The sequence below is a fragment of the Nocardioides caldifontis genome (assembly GCF_008087345.1).
GTDB classification, from domain to species: Bacteria; Actinomycetota; Actinomycetes; order Propionibacteriales; family Nocardioidaceae; genus Marmoricola_A; species Marmoricola_A caldifontis.
In genome coordinates this window covers 484,103-502,949 of the sequence record NZ_VHIB01000001.1, presented here as the reverse complement: position 1 = coordinate 502,949, position 18,847 = coordinate 484,103, and the positions used below count along the sequence as shown (strand labels likewise).

18 protein-coding genes are annotated in these 18,847 nt (G+C 67.1%); 14 read left to right on the top strand and 4 right to left on the bottom strand.

Annotated features, from left to right (window positions below):
- Positions 1-8: 8 nt before the first annotated feature.
- Genes FIP57_RS10525 through FIP57_RS10515 form a run of 3 tightly spaced genes read right to left on the bottom strand, consistent with a single transcriptional unit; the run spans position 9 to position 3,063 of the window.
- The gene (locus FIP57_RS10525) at positions 9-893 is read right to left on the bottom strand and encodes an ABC transporter permease (RefSeq protein WP_148573457.1); all 885 of its coding nucleotides are present in this window, start codon (positions 891-893) and stop codon (positions 9-11) included.
- A complete protein-coding gene (locus tag FIP57_RS10520) occupies positions 890-1,840 on the bottom strand; it encodes an ABC transporter permease (protein WP_148573456.1) in 951 nt (316 codons plus the stop codon). The genes FIP57_RS10525 and FIP57_RS10520 overlap by 4 nt, the downstream gene beginning before the upstream one ends.
- The gene (locus FIP57_RS10515; protein WP_162529753.1) at positions 1,801-3,063 is read right to left on the bottom strand and encodes an ABC transporter substrate-binding protein; all 1,263 of its coding nucleotides are present in this window, start codon (positions 3,061-3,063) and stop codon (positions 1,801-1,803) included. The genes FIP57_RS10520 and FIP57_RS10515 overlap by 40 nt, the downstream gene beginning before the upstream one ends.
- Positions 3,064-4,439: 1,376 nt before the next feature.
- Here FIP57_RS10515 and FIP57_RS10510 point away from each other — a divergent pair.
- Genes FIP57_RS10510 through FIP57_RS10485 form a run of 6 tightly spaced genes read left to right on the top strand, consistent with a single transcriptional unit; the run spans position 4,440 to position 11,622 of the window.
- Positions 4,440-4,703 (top strand): hypothetical protein, encoded by a 264-nt coding sequence (locus FIP57_RS10510; RefSeq protein ID WP_148573454.1) that lies wholly within the window; start codon positions 4,440-4,442, stop codon positions 4,701-4,703.
- The gene (locus tag FIP57_RS10505) at positions 4,703-5,086 is read left to right on the top strand and encodes a hypothetical protein (protein ID WP_148573453.1); all 384 of its coding nucleotides are present in this window, start codon (positions 4,703-4,705) and stop codon (positions 5,084-5,086) included. The genes FIP57_RS10510 and FIP57_RS10505 overlap by 1 nt, the downstream gene beginning before the upstream one ends.
- On the top strand, positions 5,058-7,604 hold the full coding sequence (locus FIP57_RS10500; protein WP_148573452.1) for an ATP-binding protein: 2,547 nt from the start codon (positions 5,058-5,060) through the stop codon (positions 7,602-7,604). Before FIP57_RS10505 ends, FIP57_RS10500 begins: the two co-directional genes overlap by 29 nt.
- 35 nt (positions 7,605-7,639) lie before the next feature.
- Positions 7,640-9,463, top strand: coding sequence for a 6TM ABC transporter family protein (locus tag FIP57_RS10495; RefSeq protein ID WP_148573451.1), 1,824 nt, complete (start codon positions 7,640-7,642; stop codon positions 9,461-9,463).
- Positions 9,464-9,468: 5 nt separating this feature from the next.
- On the top strand, positions 9,469-11,322 hold the full coding sequence (locus tag FIP57_RS10490; RefSeq protein ID WP_148573450.1) for a peptidoglycan DD-metalloendopeptidase family protein: 1,854 nt from the start codon (positions 9,469-9,471) through the stop codon (positions 11,320-11,322).
- Positions 11,323-11,352: 30 nt separating this feature from the next.
- Positions 11,353-11,622, top strand: a complete 270-nt coding sequence (locus tag FIP57_RS10485; protein WP_148573449.1) for a hypothetical protein — start codon at positions 11,353-11,355, stop codon at positions 11,620-11,622.
- Between the two features lie 400 nt (positions 11,623-12,022).
- On the opposite strand, the gene FIP57_RS10480 is transcribed toward FIP57_RS10485, so the two are convergent.
- Complete coding sequence (locus tag FIP57_RS10480; protein ID WP_148573448.1) at positions 12,023-12,448, bottom strand: NUDIX hydrolase; 426 nt, start codon at positions 12,446-12,448, stop codon at positions 12,023-12,025.
- 55 nt (positions 12,449-12,503) lie between these two features.
- Between FIP57_RS10480 and FIP57_RS10475 the strand changes: the two genes are divergently transcribed.
- The 8 genes from FIP57_RS10475 (at position 12,504) to FIP57_RS10440 (ending at position 18,786) form a co-directional block, all read left to right on the top strand.
- Positions 12,504-13,277: a GntR family transcriptional regulator gene (locus FIP57_RS10475; protein ID WP_148573447.1), complete on the top strand. Its 774-nt coding sequence runs from the start codon at positions 12,504-12,506 to the stop codon at positions 13,275-13,277.
- Between the two features lie 74 nt (positions 13,278-13,351).
- Positions 13,352-13,780 carry a plasmid replication, integration and excision activator gene (locus FIP57_RS10470; protein WP_148573446.1) on the top strand — a complete coding sequence of 143 codons (429 nt, stop codon included), beginning with the start codon at positions 13,352-13,354 and terminating at the stop codon, positions 13,778-13,780.
- Positions 13,780-14,100, top strand: coding sequence for a hypothetical protein (locus FIP57_RS10465; RefSeq protein WP_148573445.1), 321 nt, complete (start codon positions 13,780-13,782; stop codon positions 14,098-14,100). The genes FIP57_RS10470 and FIP57_RS10465 overlap by 1 nt, the downstream gene beginning before the upstream one ends.
- Positions 14,094-14,363 carry a hypothetical protein gene (locus FIP57_RS10460; protein WP_148573444.1) on the top strand — a complete coding sequence of 90 codons (270 nt, stop codon included), beginning with the start codon at positions 14,094-14,096 and terminating at the stop codon, positions 14,361-14,363. Before FIP57_RS10465 ends, FIP57_RS10460 begins: the two co-directional genes overlap by 7 nt.
- The gene (locus FIP57_RS10455) at positions 14,363-15,712 is read left to right on the top strand and encodes an FtsK/SpoIIIE domain-containing protein (RefSeq protein WP_238993471.1); all 1,350 of its coding nucleotides are present in this window, start codon (positions 14,363-14,365) and stop codon (positions 15,710-15,712) included. Before FIP57_RS10460 ends, FIP57_RS10455 begins: the two co-directional genes overlap by 1 nt.
- Entirely contained in the window at positions 15,709-17,187 is a 1,479-nt protein-coding gene (locus tag FIP57_RS10450; protein ID WP_148573442.1) for a replication initiator, read from the top strand. The genes FIP57_RS10455 and FIP57_RS10450 overlap by 4 nt, the downstream gene beginning before the upstream one ends.
- Positions 17,188-17,362: 175 nt before the next feature.
- Positions 17,363-17,638 carry a helix-turn-helix domain-containing protein gene (locus FIP57_RS10445; RefSeq protein WP_203231162.1) on the top strand — a complete coding sequence of 92 codons (276 nt, stop codon included), beginning with the start codon at positions 17,363-17,365 and terminating at the stop codon, positions 17,636-17,638.
- A complete protein-coding gene (locus FIP57_RS10440; protein ID WP_148573441.1) occupies positions 17,635-18,786 on the top strand; it encodes a tyrosine-type recombinase/integrase in 1,152 nt (383 codons plus the stop codon). The genes FIP57_RS10445 and FIP57_RS10440 overlap by 4 nt, the downstream gene beginning before the upstream one ends.
- Positions 18,787-18,847 lie beyond the last annotated feature (61 nt).

Here is an 18,847-nt window from a genome sequence, read left to right as displayed (position 1 = left end):
TCAATCTCCTAAGCGCTCAGCGCGACAGTGCCGGTGACATCAGATGCAACAGACTCGCGACGGGTGGCCCACCGGTACAGGAGCGATGCGAGGGCGACGGCTAGCAACGTGGTCACGACCAGGACTGTTGCGAGTGCATTGAGGGCAGGCGTGGTGTTCCCACCGCGCGCATTGGTGTACAGGTACATCGGGATCGACACCGTGCTGGAGTCAGAGGATAGGTACTGGGTGATGACGAAGTTGTCGATCGAGAAGGCGAAGCTGATCATCGCGCCGACCAGCACGGCCGGCATGAGCAACCGGAAGAGGACGAGGACTAGCGCGGCGATCGGTCCCGCCCCCAGATCGCGAGCGGCCGCTTCCAAGCCGTCGCCCAGCACAGCGATGCGCCCCCGGATGATTACGACGACGAAGCCGACCGTATAGGTCACCTGTCCTACGACCTGTGCCGGCGTCCCCAACTCGACCACGGAGAACGGCCACACCGTGATGAAGGTCAAGCTCAAGTAGAGCCCCACCGCGAGGATCAGCTCGGGGGTGACGATCGGGATCATCAGGATGAAGTTGACCGGGCGCTTCGCCACTCCCCGAATCCGGGTGACGACGAGAGCCAGCAGTGTCCCCAGCACCGTGGAGATCACCGTCGTCATCGCTGCCAGCTCGAGGCTGTGCTTGAGCGCCGCGGTGTACTCCTCGTTGTCGAACAGCGACAGAGGGGTCCCGCTCCACCACTGCGTCGAGAAGCCCTGCCACTGGCTCCTCGAGCGCGTCGCATTGAAGGAGAAGGCCATGGCGGCCACCACAGGGAGCAGGTTCCAGACCATGTAGGCCCACACGAAGATGGCTAGCGGCCTCGGGAGTCGGATCCCTTTGCGCTTCGAGTCCGTCGTCACGCCGGCACCGCCTTGTTCGACTTGGACGAGGCATAGAGGTAGAAGGACAGGAGCAGGATCAACGTGAGCTGGAGCAAGAGGGCCAAGCTGGCACCGACGTTCTGCTGAGGCCCGCCTTGTGCGAGGACCTGGATCTGGTTGCCGATCATCGCCGTTGCCGGCGAACCGGACATCAGGGTGGTGGTGTAGAAGTCCCCACACATCGGCAGCAGGATCACCGTGCACGCCGCGATCAGCGGCATCTTGCTCAGCGGGAGGATGACCTTGAAGAAGGCCCCCGCCTTCCCCAGCCCGAGGTCCTTTGCCGCATCGATCAGCCGATCGTCGATCCGATCGAGTGAGGCGAGCAGAGGAAGGATGAAGTAGGGCAGGTAACCGTATGCCAACGAGATCACCACCACGAACGACTGCCCTTCGAGCCAGCCGTACGGGCCGTCCAAGATTCCCACACCCATCAGGAGACGGTTCACGTAGCCGTCGGTGGCCAGCAGCCCGATCCACGCCAGCATCCGCATGAGGTAGCTCGTCCAGAAGGGGATGGTCAGCAGGACGATCAAGAGCACCTTCCACCTCCCGGCCTGCTTCGCGATGTAGTAAGCGACCGGATAGCCCACGAGCACGCACAGAACCATCGCGCCGGCTACGTAGGTGACGGTGTTCGTGACGACCTTGGCGAAGACGCCGCCAGGCGCCATCTCACCCAGCACCATCCTCAGTGTCTCGAGGTTCCAGTACCGCGGGTCCCACTCGGGCACCGGCAACATCGAGTCGCTGACGTAGCCCATGGAGACGGCCACGATCGTGTACGCCGGCACCAGGACCCAGAAGGCGAACCAGGCGAACCCGGGAGCGCCCAGCGCATGCCAGAACCCTCGGGGATAGGCCGAGTCCGGGTCGCGACGTGACCTCAAGCGTTTGACTTCACGGCCAGCCAGGCGTTCTGCCACGCGGTCTCGCCCTCCTTGCTGAGAGGCGCGTGGTAGACGCCGTTCTCGATCTGCTGCCGCGAGGGGAGCGCGGTGTTCAACCGCTCGCTCATCAGCCCCTCGGCGATCACGTTCTCCGTCTCCATGCCCTCGATCGGGGTGATAAGCCCGGAGTACTGCACCATGTTGACCGCGTGTTCGCGCTCGAGGAGATGGTTCATCCACAGGTGTGCGGCCACAGGGTTCTTGGCCTTGCGGCTGATTACCCAGGTGTCCGAGGTGACGATGGCGCCCTCATCGGGCGCCCAAAACTTCAGCACCTTGGGGTCGACTTCCTTCGGGATGTAGAACTCAGCAAAGTAGATATCGGCACCCCAGGCCTGCTCGATCCAGTTCGTGCCCTGGGCCAGTGTCTGGTAGGCGTCGGTGCCCAGCCGAACTCGTGTCCGGTCGATGAGCTCGCGGAACGCGTCGACAGCTGCATCGAGATCCGCTTGGTCCGTGGAGTTGATGTCCGACACGCCGTTGCGCATCATCATCATCCCGAGGCCGTCGCGGACGTAGTCGTACCACTGCACCTTCCCTGCGATGCCGTCGAGCTCCCAGAAGACGTCGTAGGGGTTGTCCATCGAAGCCGGATCCCAGTCAGGGAGCAGGTCCTCACGCCAGGCGATGCCGGTGTTCCAGTAGGAACCGGGAGTCGTGTAGGACGCGTCAGCGTCGTACCAAGGACTCTGCAAAGAGTCCCAGACGTTCGACTTGTAACTGGTCAGATAGGAGTGGTTGACCGGCTGGATGACCTTATTCGCGACGAAGATCGGGAGTTGTTCCATCGAGCACTCGTAGACGTCGAAATTGATGGAACCCGCAAGGATCTTGGGGAGGGCCTCATCAGGCGCGCCGTAGAAGGTAGGCCTCACCTCCACGCCGTACTTCTCCTCGAACGACGTGAAGGTCTTCTTTGGGATCGTTCCAGTCCAGCAGTAGACATTGAGCGGACCCGACTCGGGGTTCAGCCCCGACTTGATGGCCTGGTTGTCGTCGTACAGCGGTAGGCTGACCGGCGAGCCGGGGCGGGCCAATTCGATGCCCCCGGGACCCTGGGTGGCCGAGTTGCCGGCTGACGACCCCTCCGTCCGTGAGGCACACGCGGAGAGCGCCAGCGCGCCGGCGCCGAACCCGATGCCCTGCAGTAGAGCGCGCCGGCTGAGGCCTGCTGTAGTGCCTCTACGAGCGCGGTTCATCGTGCGCTCTCCGTCGTACGTGCGGTCAGAAAGGGTGTCGCAGTTGCCATCTCTACTCCAGGAAGATGAGGAGGACGTCGATGACCGGATGGCGACCTCGTCGCCGTACGCGGCTCGCATCATTACATTCAGTCACGTCGCGCTTGTCAATCACTATTTTTCGTCAGCAGGCAGCGACTCGGGGCGCATACATCGTCACCGCGATCCTAGCGAACGCTTCTCTATGCCTACAGTCCGAGTCACCAGGTCGGCATGACCGTGCCAGCGAATGTCCGATGAGAGCCGCATTCGAGTGAAGTGCACGCGGCGCTCGACCGCCTGCGGGTCGACCTTGCGTTTAACTGGGCTACGAGCGGGCGATACGAAGCGGTTCAACCGGGGCAGGCCGCGTCCTAGACAAGGGGTATCCCACTTGTCGCGTCCTCATGTGAACATGAAGCGGTAGTGGACTCGGTAAGCCGACCCCAGCTCGTTCTGCGACCCTCTGTCCAGGTGCGTACTGCGACTGTTGAAGTCCCAAATGTCCAGGTCGTGGGCGCCCCCGTCATACCGGTAGTAGCGGTTCACCCAACCTAGGATGTGGCGGCGAAGGTCGGCGGAGATAGGCAGCACGTTCTCTAGAGCCTCCAAGTCCTCGCGGCCGCCGTCGACTGGGAGGGTTGACCGGGGTCGCCCGACAGCGGGAAGTCGCAGCCGATCTCGGCCGTGAACCGGATGCGGTACGGCTTCACGACGGTCAGCCTCCGTCATCACCGATCGGTACGACCGCGCGCGGATCGCGGCGCGAGTCCGACGTACGAGGGAGACCCTCGTCTGCAGCACATTCTTTGGGATCGCCCTGCTTCGTGACCCCTTGTGTGAGCCGCGCCGCCCAGACGGCCGAGGTGCAGAGAAAGCGGCTTGCGGCGAACGATCGTGCTGGCGGGTGCACTTGCGCTCGGCATGCTTTCTGCCTGGCAACGAGGCAACCAAAGCGGCCAGCCAACGGCCTGACGCGCCGTCGAGCGAGGACTTCTGCGCAGCCTTCGAGCGCCTGGTCGACCTCAGTCACGACGCCACGTCGCACAGGTTCAGAACGCTTGGGTGGAGATCGAGGACGCTGAATCGGCCGAGTACCTGCCAGAGATGCAGATTCCACGCGTGTGGCATCGGTGGACGGCAGCCGTTGCGACACCCCATTGACACTCCGCCGTACCAGTGTTCTACTCATCTATAGGAGTAGCCACTAAGCGCAGTATGCGCCTTTCCGCCGGTTCTCGCATTGCAGCAAGCCGCAGTGGCGCGGACCGGCCCCGCGGGATCAAGGGTGGAGGCACGCAACCACCGAGGGGTGGCCAAGGTAGAGAGCCGCCCTCCACGCACCGGAGGAGTTCAGAGTGTTCATTCCCAGTCCAGCCGCAAGCGGAACCGGCCCCGACATCAACTCCGACGGCATCGTCGAGTGGGGCGTCCAGAACCTGGTCCCGATCATTCTTCTCGTGGTCGGCCTGGCGATCATCGCTGGTGCCAGAAAAGGGCAGATGAGCCAGAACGCGTTGACGTTGACCAACGTGCTTCTCGGCTGCGTGGTCATAGCCGGCGCCGCGATGTTCTATGGCTTCGGCGACGACATCGCCAGCTTCGTGTTCGCACAGGGCTGATGCGCGTTCGACCCGACGACGAGGTCTACCGGGTCGACGCGGTGTGGTTGGGACCGCAGGGCATGACGCTGCCCTGGACGGCCCGCTACTCGGCGTACGGCATCTGGCTCGTCCTCTTCGTGACCATCCTGCTTTTCGAGGCCGCACTGCCCATGAGTGTGAGCATCCCGCCGGTCTGGGAGGTCGTGATCAGCGTCCTCGCGACGTACGCCCTCACCGGCGTCATCGACCACGACCGACCCGTCCACACCGTCTGGCAGCTGGTACGCGCCGAGCTCAACGCACCAAGGGCCCCGCGCCGCCCCTCAGCAGCCAACCGCTTCACTCCGAGCCGCATCCGCATCAGGGAGAGCCATGCTGGGACGACACCGACCGCCGGTTGAGCCGGTCGACCGCGCACGGATGGCGCTGCGCGAGATCAATGGCAACCTGGCCTTCACCGACCACGAGGTCTGGGCGTGGTTCCAGCTCCCGACGCAGCCCTGGGCCTTCCGCTCCGACGCCCAGCGCGAGCAGCTCGTCCTCGGGTACGGCGAAGCACTGGCGTGGCTTGCCGGACACCGGGTTCACCTGCGCGTGACCACCCGGCCGTACCCCGCTGCGGATTGGGCCCGACGCCTCGACCGCCTCTCCCCCGCCGCGCTCAAGGCGACGGTCGGCACCGGCTGGTCCGATCACCTCGTCCGAGCACAACAGCACCTGCGCAATCAGACGATGGCCGAGAAGGAGGTTTTCCTCGGCGTCCGGATCGCAAGCCGACCACTCACCGGCCGCATCGCCTCAGCCGTCCTTCACCGCCCCGGCTCACGCGAGTACGCCCGCCTCAAGGCCACCCTCGATCGGGTCTCCGAGGCCATCGCCTTGCCTGGCATGGAGGGCCGGCCTGTAGCCGCCAAGGAGATGGAGTGGCTCCTCCGCCGCTCCGTCGGGCTGGGGCTCCCGTCGCCCCAGTTCCTCTCACCCGTGGGTACCGAGCGGTGGGACGGCGACGACCTTCACGCCTTCTCCGATGAGGTCGACTACGTCGCCGCTCCGCTCGGTCGTACGACGCGGGTGGTCGGTCACCGCTCCGCGGAAGCGATCGAGCGGCACGTGGCCGTGATGTCTGTCGGGCGGCTCGAGGAGATCGAGGTCGCTGACCCTGGGCACGAGCCTTGGATCTCGCATACCGACCGCCTCCCCTTCCCGGTCGAGTGGTCCGCGCAGTTCGACGTCCTGTCCGGGGTCGAGGCCCGCCAGTCGATCCAGCGCAAGCTCCTTGTCGTCCGTGACATGCAGCGCCACTACGCCGAGCACGACCTCGACGAGCCGCTAGCCCTCGACCGTCAAGCAACGCATGCACGCCAGGCCGAGGACCAGATGACCCGTGGAGCCGATGTCGCGGCTGCCCGGATCCACGGCTGGTTCAGGCTGGCCGTCTGGGCGCCCACGGAAAACGAGTGCCTCGAGCGCGTCCGCAAGGTCACCTCGTCGTACCGAGGCCGCCGGGTCACCATCGAGCATCCGCGCGGCCAGTACGGCCTCCTGCGCGAGTTCATCCCCGGCGAGCCGGTGTCGACCGCGGCGTACAAGCGGCGCCTCCCAGCCCTCTACGTCGCCGCCGGACTACCGACTGCCGCCAGCCAGGTGGGTGACCGACGTGGCCCCTACGTTGGCTACACCGCCGGCAGCTCACGCAGGGCCGTCATGTTCGACACCCACTACGCCACAGAGGTGCGAGAGACCTCAGGGCTCGTGCCGGTCGTCGGCGGCCTGGGCGCCGGCAAGTCGGTGCTCCTCGGCCAGGTCGTCTACGAAGCCGTGCGCCGTGGCATCCCGTCGGTCGTCATGGACCCGTCCGGTCCTCTGGCGCGGCTGACCGGACTACCGGAGCTCGCGCCGGTCTCACGGCACGTTGATCTCACCAACGCGACCCCGGGGACACTCAACCCGTTCGAGGTCGTGCCCCAGCCCTACCCGGCGATCTACGGCACGGCCGACGCGCTTGAGGAGGCGAAGATCCTCGCCGCTCAGGACCGCAAGCTGCTGGCGATGGACGTCATCAAGATGATGCTGCCGCCGTCGCTCGACGCGATGCCCCTCACGGCGTTGGTCATCTCCGACGCCGTTCGGCAGACGAGGGGCGTTCGCACGTCCTCGCTCTGGGACGTGGTCCGGCACCTGGAGGCGCTTGAAGAGCCGCACGGGAAGGTCGTGGCCAACTACCTCAAGGACATGGCGGAACTGCCTCTCGCGCGGCTCTTCTTCCCGCCATCGACGCACATCGGGGTCCAGCTCGATGCGCCGTTCACCGTGCTCACCATGTCGGGGTTGGTCCTGCCGCCCCGCAACGTGCCACGAGAACACTGGTCGACCAGCGAGCAGCTCGCCGTACCGCTGCTCCACCTGGCAGCCTGGTACGCAACCCGCGCGGTCTACGGCAGACCGATGCCGGACCGCAAGCTGGTGGCTCTCGACGAGACGCACTTCCTCGGTGAGTGGTCCGCCGGCCGCGCGCTCTTCACCCGCCTGGGCCGTGACTCACGGAAGTGGAACACCTGTGTGTTGGCAGCCTCGCAGAACCCCTCGGACGTGCTGGGCATGGACGTAGCCAACTTCATGTCCGCCGCCTTCGTGGGCCGCATCGAGGACGAGGAGGCTGCACACGATGCGCTCCGCATGCTCAGGGTCCCGACCGGGGTCGGGTACGAGCGGGCCTTGGCGACGCTGTCGTCACACCGAGGAGCCGTGAACGGCGGCTCCCGCGAGTTCGTCATGCGCGACGTCGACGGGCACGTCGACAAGATCCGGGTCGACCTCGCGGCGAACCAAGGACTCCTCGAGGCGCTCAACACCACGGCCGGCCCGGCTGACGCCGAGGAAGAGCTGCGCCAGCTGGCCGACGCCGGGGACGTCGCGTGACCGAGCGGGCTCGACGAGCAGCGATCCTCTTGGCCGTGGTGCTGGGGACTCTGCTGCTCTGCCCTCCGGCATCGGCGCAGGTTTCCACCCTCGACCTCGACTGCAAGGAGTCGCCGACGCCGGACATGCCGGGTCAGGGGCTCGCCGGCTTCTTCGGTCCTGCGCCTGACGAGCTCCCGCCGTTCGAGGATCCGTTCGAGGAGGGCGCCTCGACGTCCATCTACGAGCAGTACGGTTACGCCGGCCTCCGGTGGCACAACTACGACTTGGGTTGCGGGCCCGATGCGGCACGCAGCCCCGACGCGATCATCGGTACGTCGATCTCCAACTGGATCATGAACGCCCCCGTCGCGATGGCGTCGATGACCGCGTCGTTGACCGACGTCGCCTTCGCTCCGGACTTCCTCGACACTTTCGACCCACTCCTGACCGACGTCTCCTCCGCCCTCCACGAGTCGCTCTTCTCCCGATGGGCCCCAGCGATCGTCGCGTTGCTGGGCGTCGTACTCCTCATCAGGGCACGCGGGATGGCGCTCGCTACCGCGACCGCTGCTGTCGCGTGGGCGCTGTTCGTCGTCGTGGTGGCCACGGCACTGTTCCGGTGGCCGCTCGAAGCCGGCCACTTTGCCGACGACACCGTGACGAGCACCCTCGGCACCGTGGTCAACGGACTGAACGGCGACTCAGAGGCTGCGCCGTCCACCGCCGTCGCGTCGAACATTCAGGAGTCCGTGCTCTACACCGCCTGGCTCGCCGGCGAACTGGGCTCTGCCGACTCCGAGACTGCGCAGAAGTGGGGACCCGAGCTGTTCAAGGCTCAGACCCTGTCGTGGCGCGAGGCCGACATCGTGCGCTCCGATCCTGAGAAGGGGAAGGCGATCATCGAGGCCAAGCAGGAGCGGTTCGGTGAGGTCGCGGAGCAGATCCGTGAGGACGACCCCACTGCCTATGAGTACCTCACCGGCGCTCGCTCCGACACCCGCGTCGCCTACTCCGTCCTCGCGGCGCTGGCCACGCTGTTCGCCCTGCCGTTCCTGCTGGTGTCAGCGTTGCTGCTGCTCGGCTCGTTCTTCGTCGTGCGGCTCGCCGTCATGCTGTTCCCGGCCTTCGCTACTCTCGGTCTCTTTCCCTCGGCCCGAGGCATCGTCCTGGGCATCGGCCGAACTGTGGGTGCGGCATTGGTGAACGCGGTCATCTTCGGCACGGGCGCGGCCGTCACTGTGGTGGTCATCGGACTGATCCTTGATCCGGCGAGCGGGATCCCGGCCTGGCTGACCCTGGTGCTGCTGCCGCTCTACAGCCTGATCATGTGGATCGCGCTGAAGCCGTTCCGACGGCTGACCTCCATGGCCGGGTGGAACGACCGTGCATTCGGCAACGCGATGTCGTTCGGCAACGCAGGCCCGCGGGCGAAGCGGTTCGCCAGGAAGGCCGCGACGACCGTGGCTGCGGCGTACACGAGCGGGGCCGCAGCCGGCGTAGCAGCTGCGAAGGCCGTGTCGGACGACGATGAGCCGCCCGAGCGCGCCGAAGCGCGGCCGGATCCCATCGCGGTCATCCCTCCACCGACCCCTGCGAGCACCGTCACCGTGGTGCCTGCCCTCGAGATGGCGGCCGCCACGGCGAGGCCCACGGACGGCGATGCACCGTCAGCGCCGAGCGGATCCCCGACGGTGCCACGCCAGCGCGAGCCGTTCGCCGGCGACGAGCCGAGCTCCGCCGTACCGACGCCGAAGTCGGAGAGCGTGCCGCTGCCTCCTACTGAGCCCGAGTGGTTCGACGGCGAGGCCGTGTACCCGATCTACCGAGCCTCCGACGACGACGCCGACGAACCGGCGCAGGCACGACCCGAGAACTGATTGCCGTGAGACGCAGCGGCCTAGTTCTCGCCCTCGCGCTCGTGCTCGTGGGTGGGCTGCTGCTGGTCCCGGTGCTGATGTACTTCGTCGTGCTGGGCGTCGACCCGGATGCCACGGTCGACTGCGCGCCGACGAGCGGCGATGTGGAGATGGCCGCGGACACGACCTCGAGCGAGCTCGACGACGACCAGCTCGCCAATGCCGGGACCGTCATCGCCGTGGGCAACCGGATGGGCGTGCCGCGCCGGGGGATCGTCGTTGCGCTGGCGGTCGCCAGTCAGGAGTCCCGGTTCCGGAACTACGCGAACGACGGCGAAGGTGGCGACCTGCTAATTATCCAGCAGGGCATCGAAGCTTCGCTGGGCCTGCCCCACGAGGCGGTGGGGACCGACCATGGCTCACTCGGGATCTTCCAGCAGCAGTGGCCGTGGTGGGGCACGATGCGCGACCTCATGGAGCCGGCCGTCGCCGCGGAGAAGTTCTACACCGCCCTGCTCGGTGTCCCCGGGTGGGAGTCCATGCCGGTGACGGTTGCGGGTCAGACGGTGCAGCGCTCGGCCTTCCCGGATGCGTATGCCGATGACCAGGCACTCGCGGAACGGTTGCTCGGGGACCCGGCGATGGCTTCGGCCAGCGTCACCTCGGCGTCCCTCGGCGGCACCGCGGACTGTGTGCCTGGAGCGGTGTACCCAGGCACAGTCGTCTACCCGTTGCCGCGAGGCGCGTCGTACGTCGACCAGGGCAACTGGGGCGGCACCGGCTCGCACTGGGCAAGCACGCATACCGGGACCGATCTTTCAGCCTCGTGCGGCATGCCGGTCCTCGCAGCGACGAACGGTACGGTGGTGATCCGAGACGACCAGCCCTGGGCGGGACCGTGGTTGGTTCAAGTGACGACGGGCGTCGGCCAGCTGACGACGTGGTACGCGCACATGCAGTCGGTGAAGGTCGACGACGGCGACCAGGTCGAGGCCGGCCAGGTGCTCGGCGAGGTGGGAGCGCTGGGGAATGCCACCGGCTGCCACCTGCACTTCGAGGTGCATCCCCGCGGTGGGTCGATCTACGAGGACGACGTCGACCCGTCGGTCTGGCTCGAGCGAAACGTGGGCAAGGAGCTACCCGCCACCGGCGGCGTCGAGATCCTGCCCGCTGACGACTCCTCGGGAAGTGGTGACTCGATCACCGTCCTGACGGCCAACATCGCCTTCTCGATCGGCTCGGCGGCTGCGCAGCAGCAGTTCTCGCGCGTCGCCAGCGGGGGCGCCGACGTCCTGCTGTTCCAGGAGGTCCGGAGCCGGCCGCTCCGCCGGTGGTTGCCCGGGTACGTGGTGCACCAGCCGAAGCCGTACGCGATGGCGGTCGCCTGGAAACGAGGTGTCTTCGACGTGGTGGGCACGGGTGCCGCACCCGGCTTCCAGGGTCCGCGGTACGGGCGGGTGCTTCCGTGGGTGGTGCTCGAGAACAGTTCGGGACAGCGGTACGCCGTCGTCTCGGTGCACATGCCGACCGGGGCCCGCCGCCACGCGACGATGCGCCGGCTGTACGACGTGATGACGAGGAACCTGTCGTCTCTCATCGGTGACCTGCGCCAGAAGGGGTACTCCCCCATCGTCGGCGGCGACTGGAACAGCTCGCTGGACGCCGTCCGGGAGCCGTGGGGCGCGCTGGCGTCCATGGGCTCGATTTCCATGGCGACCAACTGGCAGTCCGGGCGGGCGTGCCCCGTAACCACGAAGCGCGGTGGTCGGATCGACGGGTTCGCGTACGACCCCGCTGGCCTCGAGATGGTCTCCCACGGGTGCATGCCGCGCGGGGCGTCGGACCACATGCCAGTCTGGATGCGCTTGCGGTCCCGGTGAGCGCGGCTCACAGTAGAGGAGGAGGTAACCATGGCCGAGGCGCAGACTTCGAAGTACCCGTACTTCGGGGTGCCCCCCGCGCGCCAGCCGCGGCCCGCGACGACGGAGCCAGCGCTCACGGGGAAGCGCGTGATTCTCTCAACGCCCGAGGGCTTCGTCTACGACATGCGAGCAGCAACCGAGGTCGCCGTCAACACCGACGGAAGCGCGACCATCGAGATCTGTTCAGAGGCCGCTTGGTACGTATCAGGCGGATCGCCGCACGCGACATGGCCTGCGCACCTCGTCTGGATTGAGTAGGGTTGGGAATCCAAGCCGTATCACCCAAGGTGCGAGCTGCTGCTCACCTCTTAACTTTGCGCCCGCGGACCTTTGCCCTCGACTTCAGCGCACTTTCTACGTTCCAGTTCGGCTACGCGCCGCCAAGAAAACTGTGCCCAAACGCTGGGTTCGTTGCCAGCTGTCTCGATCGTCACGACGGCCCTTCGAGCTGCCTACGGATGTTGCCAGTAGGACACTGACGCGGCCATCTCCGGCCCCCGAGCGGTGGGCACCATACCAGTCGAGATCTCGCTACCCCGTTTGTCGAGAAGGCGTCGACCGAGGACGGCGCGCCAGCGCCGCCCGCAGGCCGTGCGCCGGCGAAGCCGGCGCCTTGACTTGTTAGAGATCAATTCGGCAACGGGAGGACGCGAGCCGATCAGCGGACGACCTGAACGCCGTCATGTGCGCGCAGAGATGCGGCCGCCTGGCGAGAGTCGAGCAGGCGAACGGCGTACGCCTCGTCCATGAGCTCGTCGACGTCCGATGCGGGCAGCCAGGCGACTTGTGCCGACTCCTCGCTGAGCCGAGCGGTGCCTCCGACGACGCGACCCGCCACCAGGACGGCCACAATGTCGCGCTCGAGATTTTGGTACACACCAGTCACACGTCCGGGCGAGATCTTGTAGCCCGTCTCCTCTTGCACCTCGCGCACGAGGGCCTCGAGCAGGGTCTCCCCCGGCTCCACCAGCCCGCCGGGCGGCTCCCAATGGCCGTTGTCCCGCCGCTTGATGCAGAGGAACCGGCCCTGGTCATCCTCGATGGCGCCGGCGACGCTGACAGAGAAGCGATGGGTATCCACCATGCCGCCACTCCTCGCGCCGTAGTCTGAGTTCCTCTAGACGAGTGTAGGAGGCTGGGTGGCCCGCGGCGTCGATCCTGTCAGCGATCGGCCGGTCTACAAGCAGATCGCCGATGAGCTCCGCCGACGCATTGAGACGGGCCGTATTGCGCCCGGCGAGCGGTTGCCGAGCGAGTCCGCCCTCGTCGCCGAGTTCGGGGTTGCCCACGGCACCATCCGCCAGGCGATCCAGCTACTCCGCAGTGAGGGTCTCGCTGTCGCAGAGCACGGGCGCGGGGTCTTCGTACGGAACCGTCCCCCCATCCGCCGCCTCGCGCACGACCGCTTCTCCCGCAAGCATCGGGAAGCAGGCAAGGCGGCCTACCTAGCCGAAGCCGAGCGGGAGAACGCTCAGCCGCGGGTCGATGTCTACTTCGTGGGGCCAGAAACGGCAGACACAGACGTCGCCCAGCGACTCAAGATCCGCAAGGGCAGCAAGGTGCTCGCTCGGCGCCGCCGTTACCTGAGCGACGGCGAGCCAACCGAGCTCGCGACCTCGTTCATCCCCTGGGACCTCGCCAAGGGCACGCCGATGACGGAGATCAACCCCGGCCCGGGCGGCGTCTACGCACGGATCGAGGACGCCGGCCGACGCCTCGGCCGGTTCACCGAGGAAGTCTCCGCCCGCATGCCCACGCCCGACGAGGCACGGGCGTTGCGCCTCGCTGCCGGCACGCCGGTACTGACGCTCGTCCGAGTGGCGTACGACGTGGAGGACCAGCCCGTCGAGATGTGCGACACGGTCATGTCGGCCGAGCACTTCGTGCTCAACTACGAGCTTCCTGCCGACTGACGCTTGACAACTCCTCTGTAGGACTTCAGTCTGGACAGCATACGCAACTCCTATAGATGAGTAGAGGAGCAGTCATGGCTATGCCGCGTCGCCTTCCCGTCCCGTTCGAGGTCGCGTTCCCCTACGGCGCCTACGCCGTCGGTGAGGTGCAGCCCGTCAGGGACTACGACCGGTCGACCCGCGAGAACGTCGTCCAGGCGATCGACCCCGACACCGGTCTGCTGATCTGGTCCGTCGACATCGTCGACGCGGACCCGGACGCCAAGAAGGCCACCCGCACGATGTCCGTCAAGGTTGGCGCCAAGGTGCAGCCGGTTCTGCCCGAGTCCCTGCCGGGCTTGCCGTTCACCCCCGTGGAGTTCGTGAACCTGTCCGCCACGGCGTACATCGAGCAGAACGGCGACTTCTCGAAGATCAGCTGGTCGCTTCGCGCATCCGACGTACGCGCGCCCTCCCGGCCGGCCGCGAAGCCGGCGCCGGTGCCCGAGAAGGCAGCCTCGTGATGCGCTCCTCCGCCGAGTGGGATTGGGGCAGCTGGGTGCTGGGCGACATGGCGGACTGCCTTCGTCGGGCGTCCGAGCTCTTGGGCGGCCAGTTCGAGCTTGTGCGCGCCTGCGCGTCGCCGCCGCTCGAGGAGGGCGGGCTGCCGAGGGTCCTCGTCGTCGTCTCGGACGTCCACACGAGCTACCGACTCCGCAACGTCCTCAAGGACCGCGACCCCCACGCCCGGCCCCTCGGCCAAGCCACCGGCGGGCGCTGGAGCGCCCAGGTCGACGATCTGGAGATCACCGTCACTGCGGACGCGACGGAGGAGCCGTGGTAGTCAAGGTCGGAGCCCTCCACGAGTGGACGCGGTTCCTCGATGCTCACTCCGACGACGAGGCCGTCAGCGAGCTCTACCGGCACATCGCGCGCCTCAACGATGCCCACGAAGTCGTCGACCAGGTGTTCCGGCGCCTCGCCTTCTCGCCCGGCGGCGAGGTCGACGAGCTCGTCAGCATCGCTCGACTCTCGCTCAGTGAAGCAGCCGAGATGCTGCAGTGCGTCATCGAGCGCTACCGCGCCGGCGAACACCACATCGCGTGATGCTTGCGCTGGCGTCGTTCCTCGCGCGGGAGGTCAGGTGGTGGGTCCGCCACATCCTGTACTTCGTTCGCAGGGCTCTGGGCCTCGTCCTCATTGCAGCTGCACTGATCTGGTGGTTCGGTGACCGGGTTCCGTCCTACATCCTGGTCGCACTCGCCTTCACCGCGGCGACGATCCGGGGCTGGGCACTCCTGGCGTCGAGCAACTGGCGGGCACGGATTGAGTGGCCGGCGCGAGGAGTGCTGAGCCGCCTCGCCTTCCGGTGGCGGTGGCCGACGATGGCCGAGGCGTGTGGACTGACCCAGCGCGATGAGGTTGGCGACATCGTCGCACCCGCGCTCCGCACCGTTACCTGCCGCTGGCCATGGCTGCGGTGCGAGGTGAAGACACTGCCCGGACAGAAGATGGGCGACTTCGAGGCCGCCAGCGAAGCGCTTCGCCATGCGCTCGGTGCGCTTCACCTCAGGGTCGAGCAGGTGGCGGCCGCCGGAGTCCTCCTCACGTTCACCATGGACGACACTCTCGCTTCGCCCTTCGCGACCCCAGAGCCAGGCATCGAAGCCGCCGCACTGGAAGTGGTCGAGGTGGGACGCACCGAGGCCGGCAAGCCGTGGAACCTCCCGCTCGGCCCTCACACCCTAGTCGCCGGTTGCTCCGGCTCGGGCAAGGGCTCGGTGCTCTGGTCCTTCGTCCTCGGTCTGGCACCGGCCTCCCACACCGGCCTCGTCCGGCTGCACGGCATCGACCTCAAGGGCGGCATGGAGCTGCTGATGGGCGCTCGACTGTTCGCCACCACGGCGACGACGGCGGCCGAGGCGGTGGCGCTCCTCGAGGAGTTGGTGGAGCAGATGCGGAAGCGGACCCGCAGGTACGCCGGGCACGTGCGGTTCCACGAGCCCACTGTGGAGGACCCGTTTCACGTCGTCGTCATCGACGAGCTGGCCGCCCTCACCGCGTACTGCACCGAGCGCGACCTCCTGCGCCGCGCAGAGCTGGCGATCAACCTGCTGTGCTCGCAGGGTCGGGCGCCAGGCTTCATGGTCTTCGCCTGCCTGCAGGACCCGCGCAAGGAGGTCATCCCTTCACGTGGGCTCTTCACCCAAATGGTCGGGTTGAGGCTCAAGGACGTCAACGAGACCGCGATGGTGCTCGGGGAAACAGCCGTGACCGCCGGCGTGCACTGCCACCGGATCCGCCGTGACGCTCCCGGCACCGGCTACGTCGTCCCCGAGGACGGCGGACCGCCGCTCAGGGTGCGTGCCGGCTTCGCCAGTGACGAGGTCGTCCGCGCGGTCGCCGATCGCTTCCCAGCGCCGCCTCATGAGCAAGTCGTCGAGGAGCCGGCGTGAGCGCCGCGACGCTTCAGGTGCCGACCGAGGCGATCCGCGAGCTCGCCGAGGTCAACGGCGTGTGCATCCGCCCGGTCGTGCACCAGGTCACCGACACCGAGACGGGGAAGGTCCGCCTCGTGCCCACGCCGTGCGGCGCGACGCTGGCCTCCAAGTGCCCGCCATGCGCTCGCCGAAATCGAGCACTGCGGATGCAGCAGTGCCGAGAGGGTTGGCACCTCGACCAGGAGCCCGAGGACTCACCCATCGATGCCGGCCACGTCGACGAAGAGCCGCCACCACCGGTCGAGCGCCGGGTCCGCTCGACGCGTCGGCGCCAGGACGCACCCGACCTCCCGAGCCTGCCGGTCGAGAACCGCACGGTAGGTCGAGCGTTCACCTCAGCGTCGGGCCGCACGTACCGGCCCTCGATGTTCGCCACCTTCACCCTGCCGTCGTACGGCCCGGTCCTCGGCGACGGAACTCCTGTGGCCCCTGCGACGTACAACTACCGCCGCGCCGCCCTGGACGCGCTGCACTTCCCGAAGCTGATAGACCGGCTGTGGCAAAACCTGCGACGTGCGGTCGGCTGGAAGGTGCAGTACTTCTCCGCACTCGAGCCGCAGCGTCGGCTCGCCCCTCACCTGCACGCGGCGATCCGCGGCGCCATCCCGCGCGAGACGGTCCGCCAGGTCGTCACCGCCACCTACCACCAGCTCTGGTGGCCACCGCATCGCGAGCCGAAATACGTCGGCGACCGCCTACCGATCTGGCAGGACGCTAAGGGGTACGTCGACCCGAGCACCGGCATCCCGCTGCGCACCTGGGACCAGGCTCTCGACGAGCTAGACGCCGACCCGGCCGCCCGACCGGCGCACGTGCTGCGGTTCGGGAAACAGTTGGACCTCCAGGGCATTATCGCCGAGCAGGACGACGCCGACCACCGGGTGGCGTACCTGACGAAGTACCTCGCCAAGACCTTCGGTGACGCCTACGGCGACGACTCCACCGCGACGCCCCGGCAGCGCCGACACCTCGACCGGCTCCACCACGAGCTGCGGTACCTGCCCTGCTCACCGCGGTGCGCGAACTGGCTCCGGTTCGGCATCCAGCCCGCTGGCGCACACGACGGCATGAGCCCCGGTCAGTGCCCAGCCAAGGCCCACGACCGTCAGCACCTCGGCTGCGGCGGCCGCCGTGTCCTAGTCTCCCGACGCTGGAGCGGGAAGACACTCGCCGCGCATCGTGCCGACCGCGTCGACGTCGTGCGCCAAGTCCTCGCGACGGCCGGCATCGAGGTCGCCGACGCCGAGCGCCTTGCGGCCGACGTACGCCGCGCCGACGGCCAACCCCGGTACGAGTGGAAGGTCTGGAACCCCCTCGAGTCATCACTCCCGGTGTACCGGCGAATCCTGACCCGCACCATCGCCGAGCGGCTGCGGTGGAAGGCCGAGTACCAGGCAGCCAAGGAGATCCTCGCCGCCCAGCCACCGTAGGCGACCAGTCCTGCTCATCCTCCCGATCCGCGCACACCTCAGGTCGCCACGGTGCCGGTCAAGGGCGAGCGAAGCGAGTCGCGCAGCGACCCGAATGGGCCCTTGACGGGCACCGCGGCGACCTGACCATCACAGCGCCGGGAGGATGACCCCGGCCAGGACATCGGAGAAGGCTATGGAGCAGTACCTGTTCAGCCTCGATCAACCGGTCGAGGATCTCGGGGCGGCCAAGGTGCAGCCCAACCTGTGGCTCCTCACCAGCGAGGAAATGCCACCTCTACTGTTTACACCCGAGGAGATAGCACGGCTGCTCCATGTGGGGCGCAGCAAGGTCTATGACCTCCTCCGAACCGGCGAGCTGCGCTCGGTCAAGGTTGGTGGCCGGCGACGGGTTTCGGCGAAGGCGCTCGCCGACTTCGTCAACGGGCTCGACGTCGTGCCATCGTGGTGAGCCGAAAGAATGCCAACGGCGAAGGCAGCGTCTACAAGCGAGCCGACGGCCGTTGGGTCGCCCGATTCTTCGTCACCGAGGCAGATGGGCAACGAGTACGTCACAGCATCTACGCCAAGTCACGCGCGGAGGCGGAGGCAGCGCTGCGGGAAGTGCAGTCGCAGGTGCACCGCGGCGCGCCAGTGACTCCGGCGCGACTGACCCTGGCGGCGTATCTCGAGGAGTGGCTCGACCAGGTGGTCGTTCACCGCGTTCGGCCGAACACGCTCGCCGCCTACCGCTACAACGCAGAGCGGTACCTAATTCCCGATCTAGGCGGCGCGAAGCTCGCGAAGCTGACCGCTCGCGATGTGCGCCTGTACCTGGACCGGTTACGCGGCGGCGGGGTAGGTACGCGGACCATCCAGTACGTGCACCAGACGCTGCGGGCTGCGCTCGAGGACGGGGTGCGAGAGGAGTTGCTGGAGAAGAACGTCGCGAAGCTGGTCCGGGCTCCCCGAGTCCAACAGGCGGAGCGCGTTCCGTTAACCGTCGAGGACGTTCGGGCTCTCCTGAAGAGCACCCGGGAACACCGATTGCACGCCATGTTCGTGGTGTTGGCCGTTCTTGGGCTACGGAGGAGTGAACTGCTCGGATTGCACTGGGACGATGTCGACTTCACATCCGAGGTGTTGCAGATACGCCGAGGACTCCACCGCCTGAGCAGCGGCTTGGAGACTATGCCGACCAAGACTCTTCGGTCACGACGGACCGTGCCGCTACCGAGCCTGGTGACCGAGGCGCTGATCGACCATCGCGCGAGGCAAGACGCGGAGCGACGTGAACTGGGTGACACGTGGCCTGATCTCGGCTTCGTGTTCACCACCCCTGTGGGCACACCCATCGATCCTCGGAACTGCACCCGCATTGTGCAGGATGCCTGTACAGCCGCTGGGGTCCGGCGGGTCCGAATGCACGATTTCCGACATGGAGCGGTGTCCGTGCTCTTGCGGCTGGGCGTGCCCCCGAGAACCGTCATGGAGATCGCTGGCCACTCTGCCCTCGAGATGACAATGAACGTGTACGGCCATGTCACGCTCGATGACAAAAGGGAGGCTCTCGACCGGGTTCACGACCTCCTTGACGACGAGGGTGACCGGCCCAGGTAGAGCCACGCGCCGAGTGTCGGTTGACGACCATCGTTGAAGGCGGCGAAGTGACGCACGTCGA

What these genes read in the sequence shown, in the direction of transcription:
- FIP57_RS10515 (WP_162529753.1), bottom strand. Translation starts at nt 3,063, where the DNA reads ATGAACCGCGCTCGTAGAGGCACTACAGCAGGCCTCAGCCGGCGCGCT.
- FIP57_RS10505 (WP_148573453.1), top strand. Translation starts at nt 4,703, where the DNA reads ATGCGCGTTCGACCCGACGACGAGGTCTACCGGGTCGACGCGGTGTGG.
- FIP57_RS10500 (WP_148573452.1), top strand. Translation starts at nt 5,058, where the DNA reads ATGCTGGGACGACACCGACCGCCGGTTGAGCCGGTCGACCGCGCACGG.
- FIP57_RS10485 (WP_148573449.1), top strand. Translation starts at nt 11,353, where the DNA reads ATGGCCGAGGCGCAGACTTCGAAGTACCCGTACTTCGGGGTGCCCCCC.
- FIP57_RS10480 (WP_148573448.1), bottom strand. Translation starts at nt 12,448, where the DNA reads ATGGTGGATACCCATCGCTTCTCTGTCAGCGTCGCCGGCGCCATCGAG.
- FIP57_RS10470 (WP_148573446.1), top strand. Translation starts at nt 13,352, where the DNA reads ATGGCTATGCCGCGTCGCCTTCCCGTCCCGTTCGAGGTCGCGTTCCCC.
- FIP57_RS10465 (WP_148573445.1), top strand. Translation starts at nt 13,780, where the DNA reads ATGCGCTCCTCCGCCGAGTGGGATTGGGGCAGCTGGGTGCTGGGCGAC.
- FIP57_RS10455 (WP_238993471.1), top strand. Translation starts at nt 14,363, where the DNA reads ATGCTTGCGCTGGCGTCGTTCCTCGCGCGGGAGGTCAGGTGGTGGGTC.
- FIP57_RS10445 (WP_203231162.1), top strand. Translation starts at nt 17,363, where the DNA reads ATGGAGCAGTACCTGTTCAGCCTCGATCAACCGGTCGAGGATCTCGGG.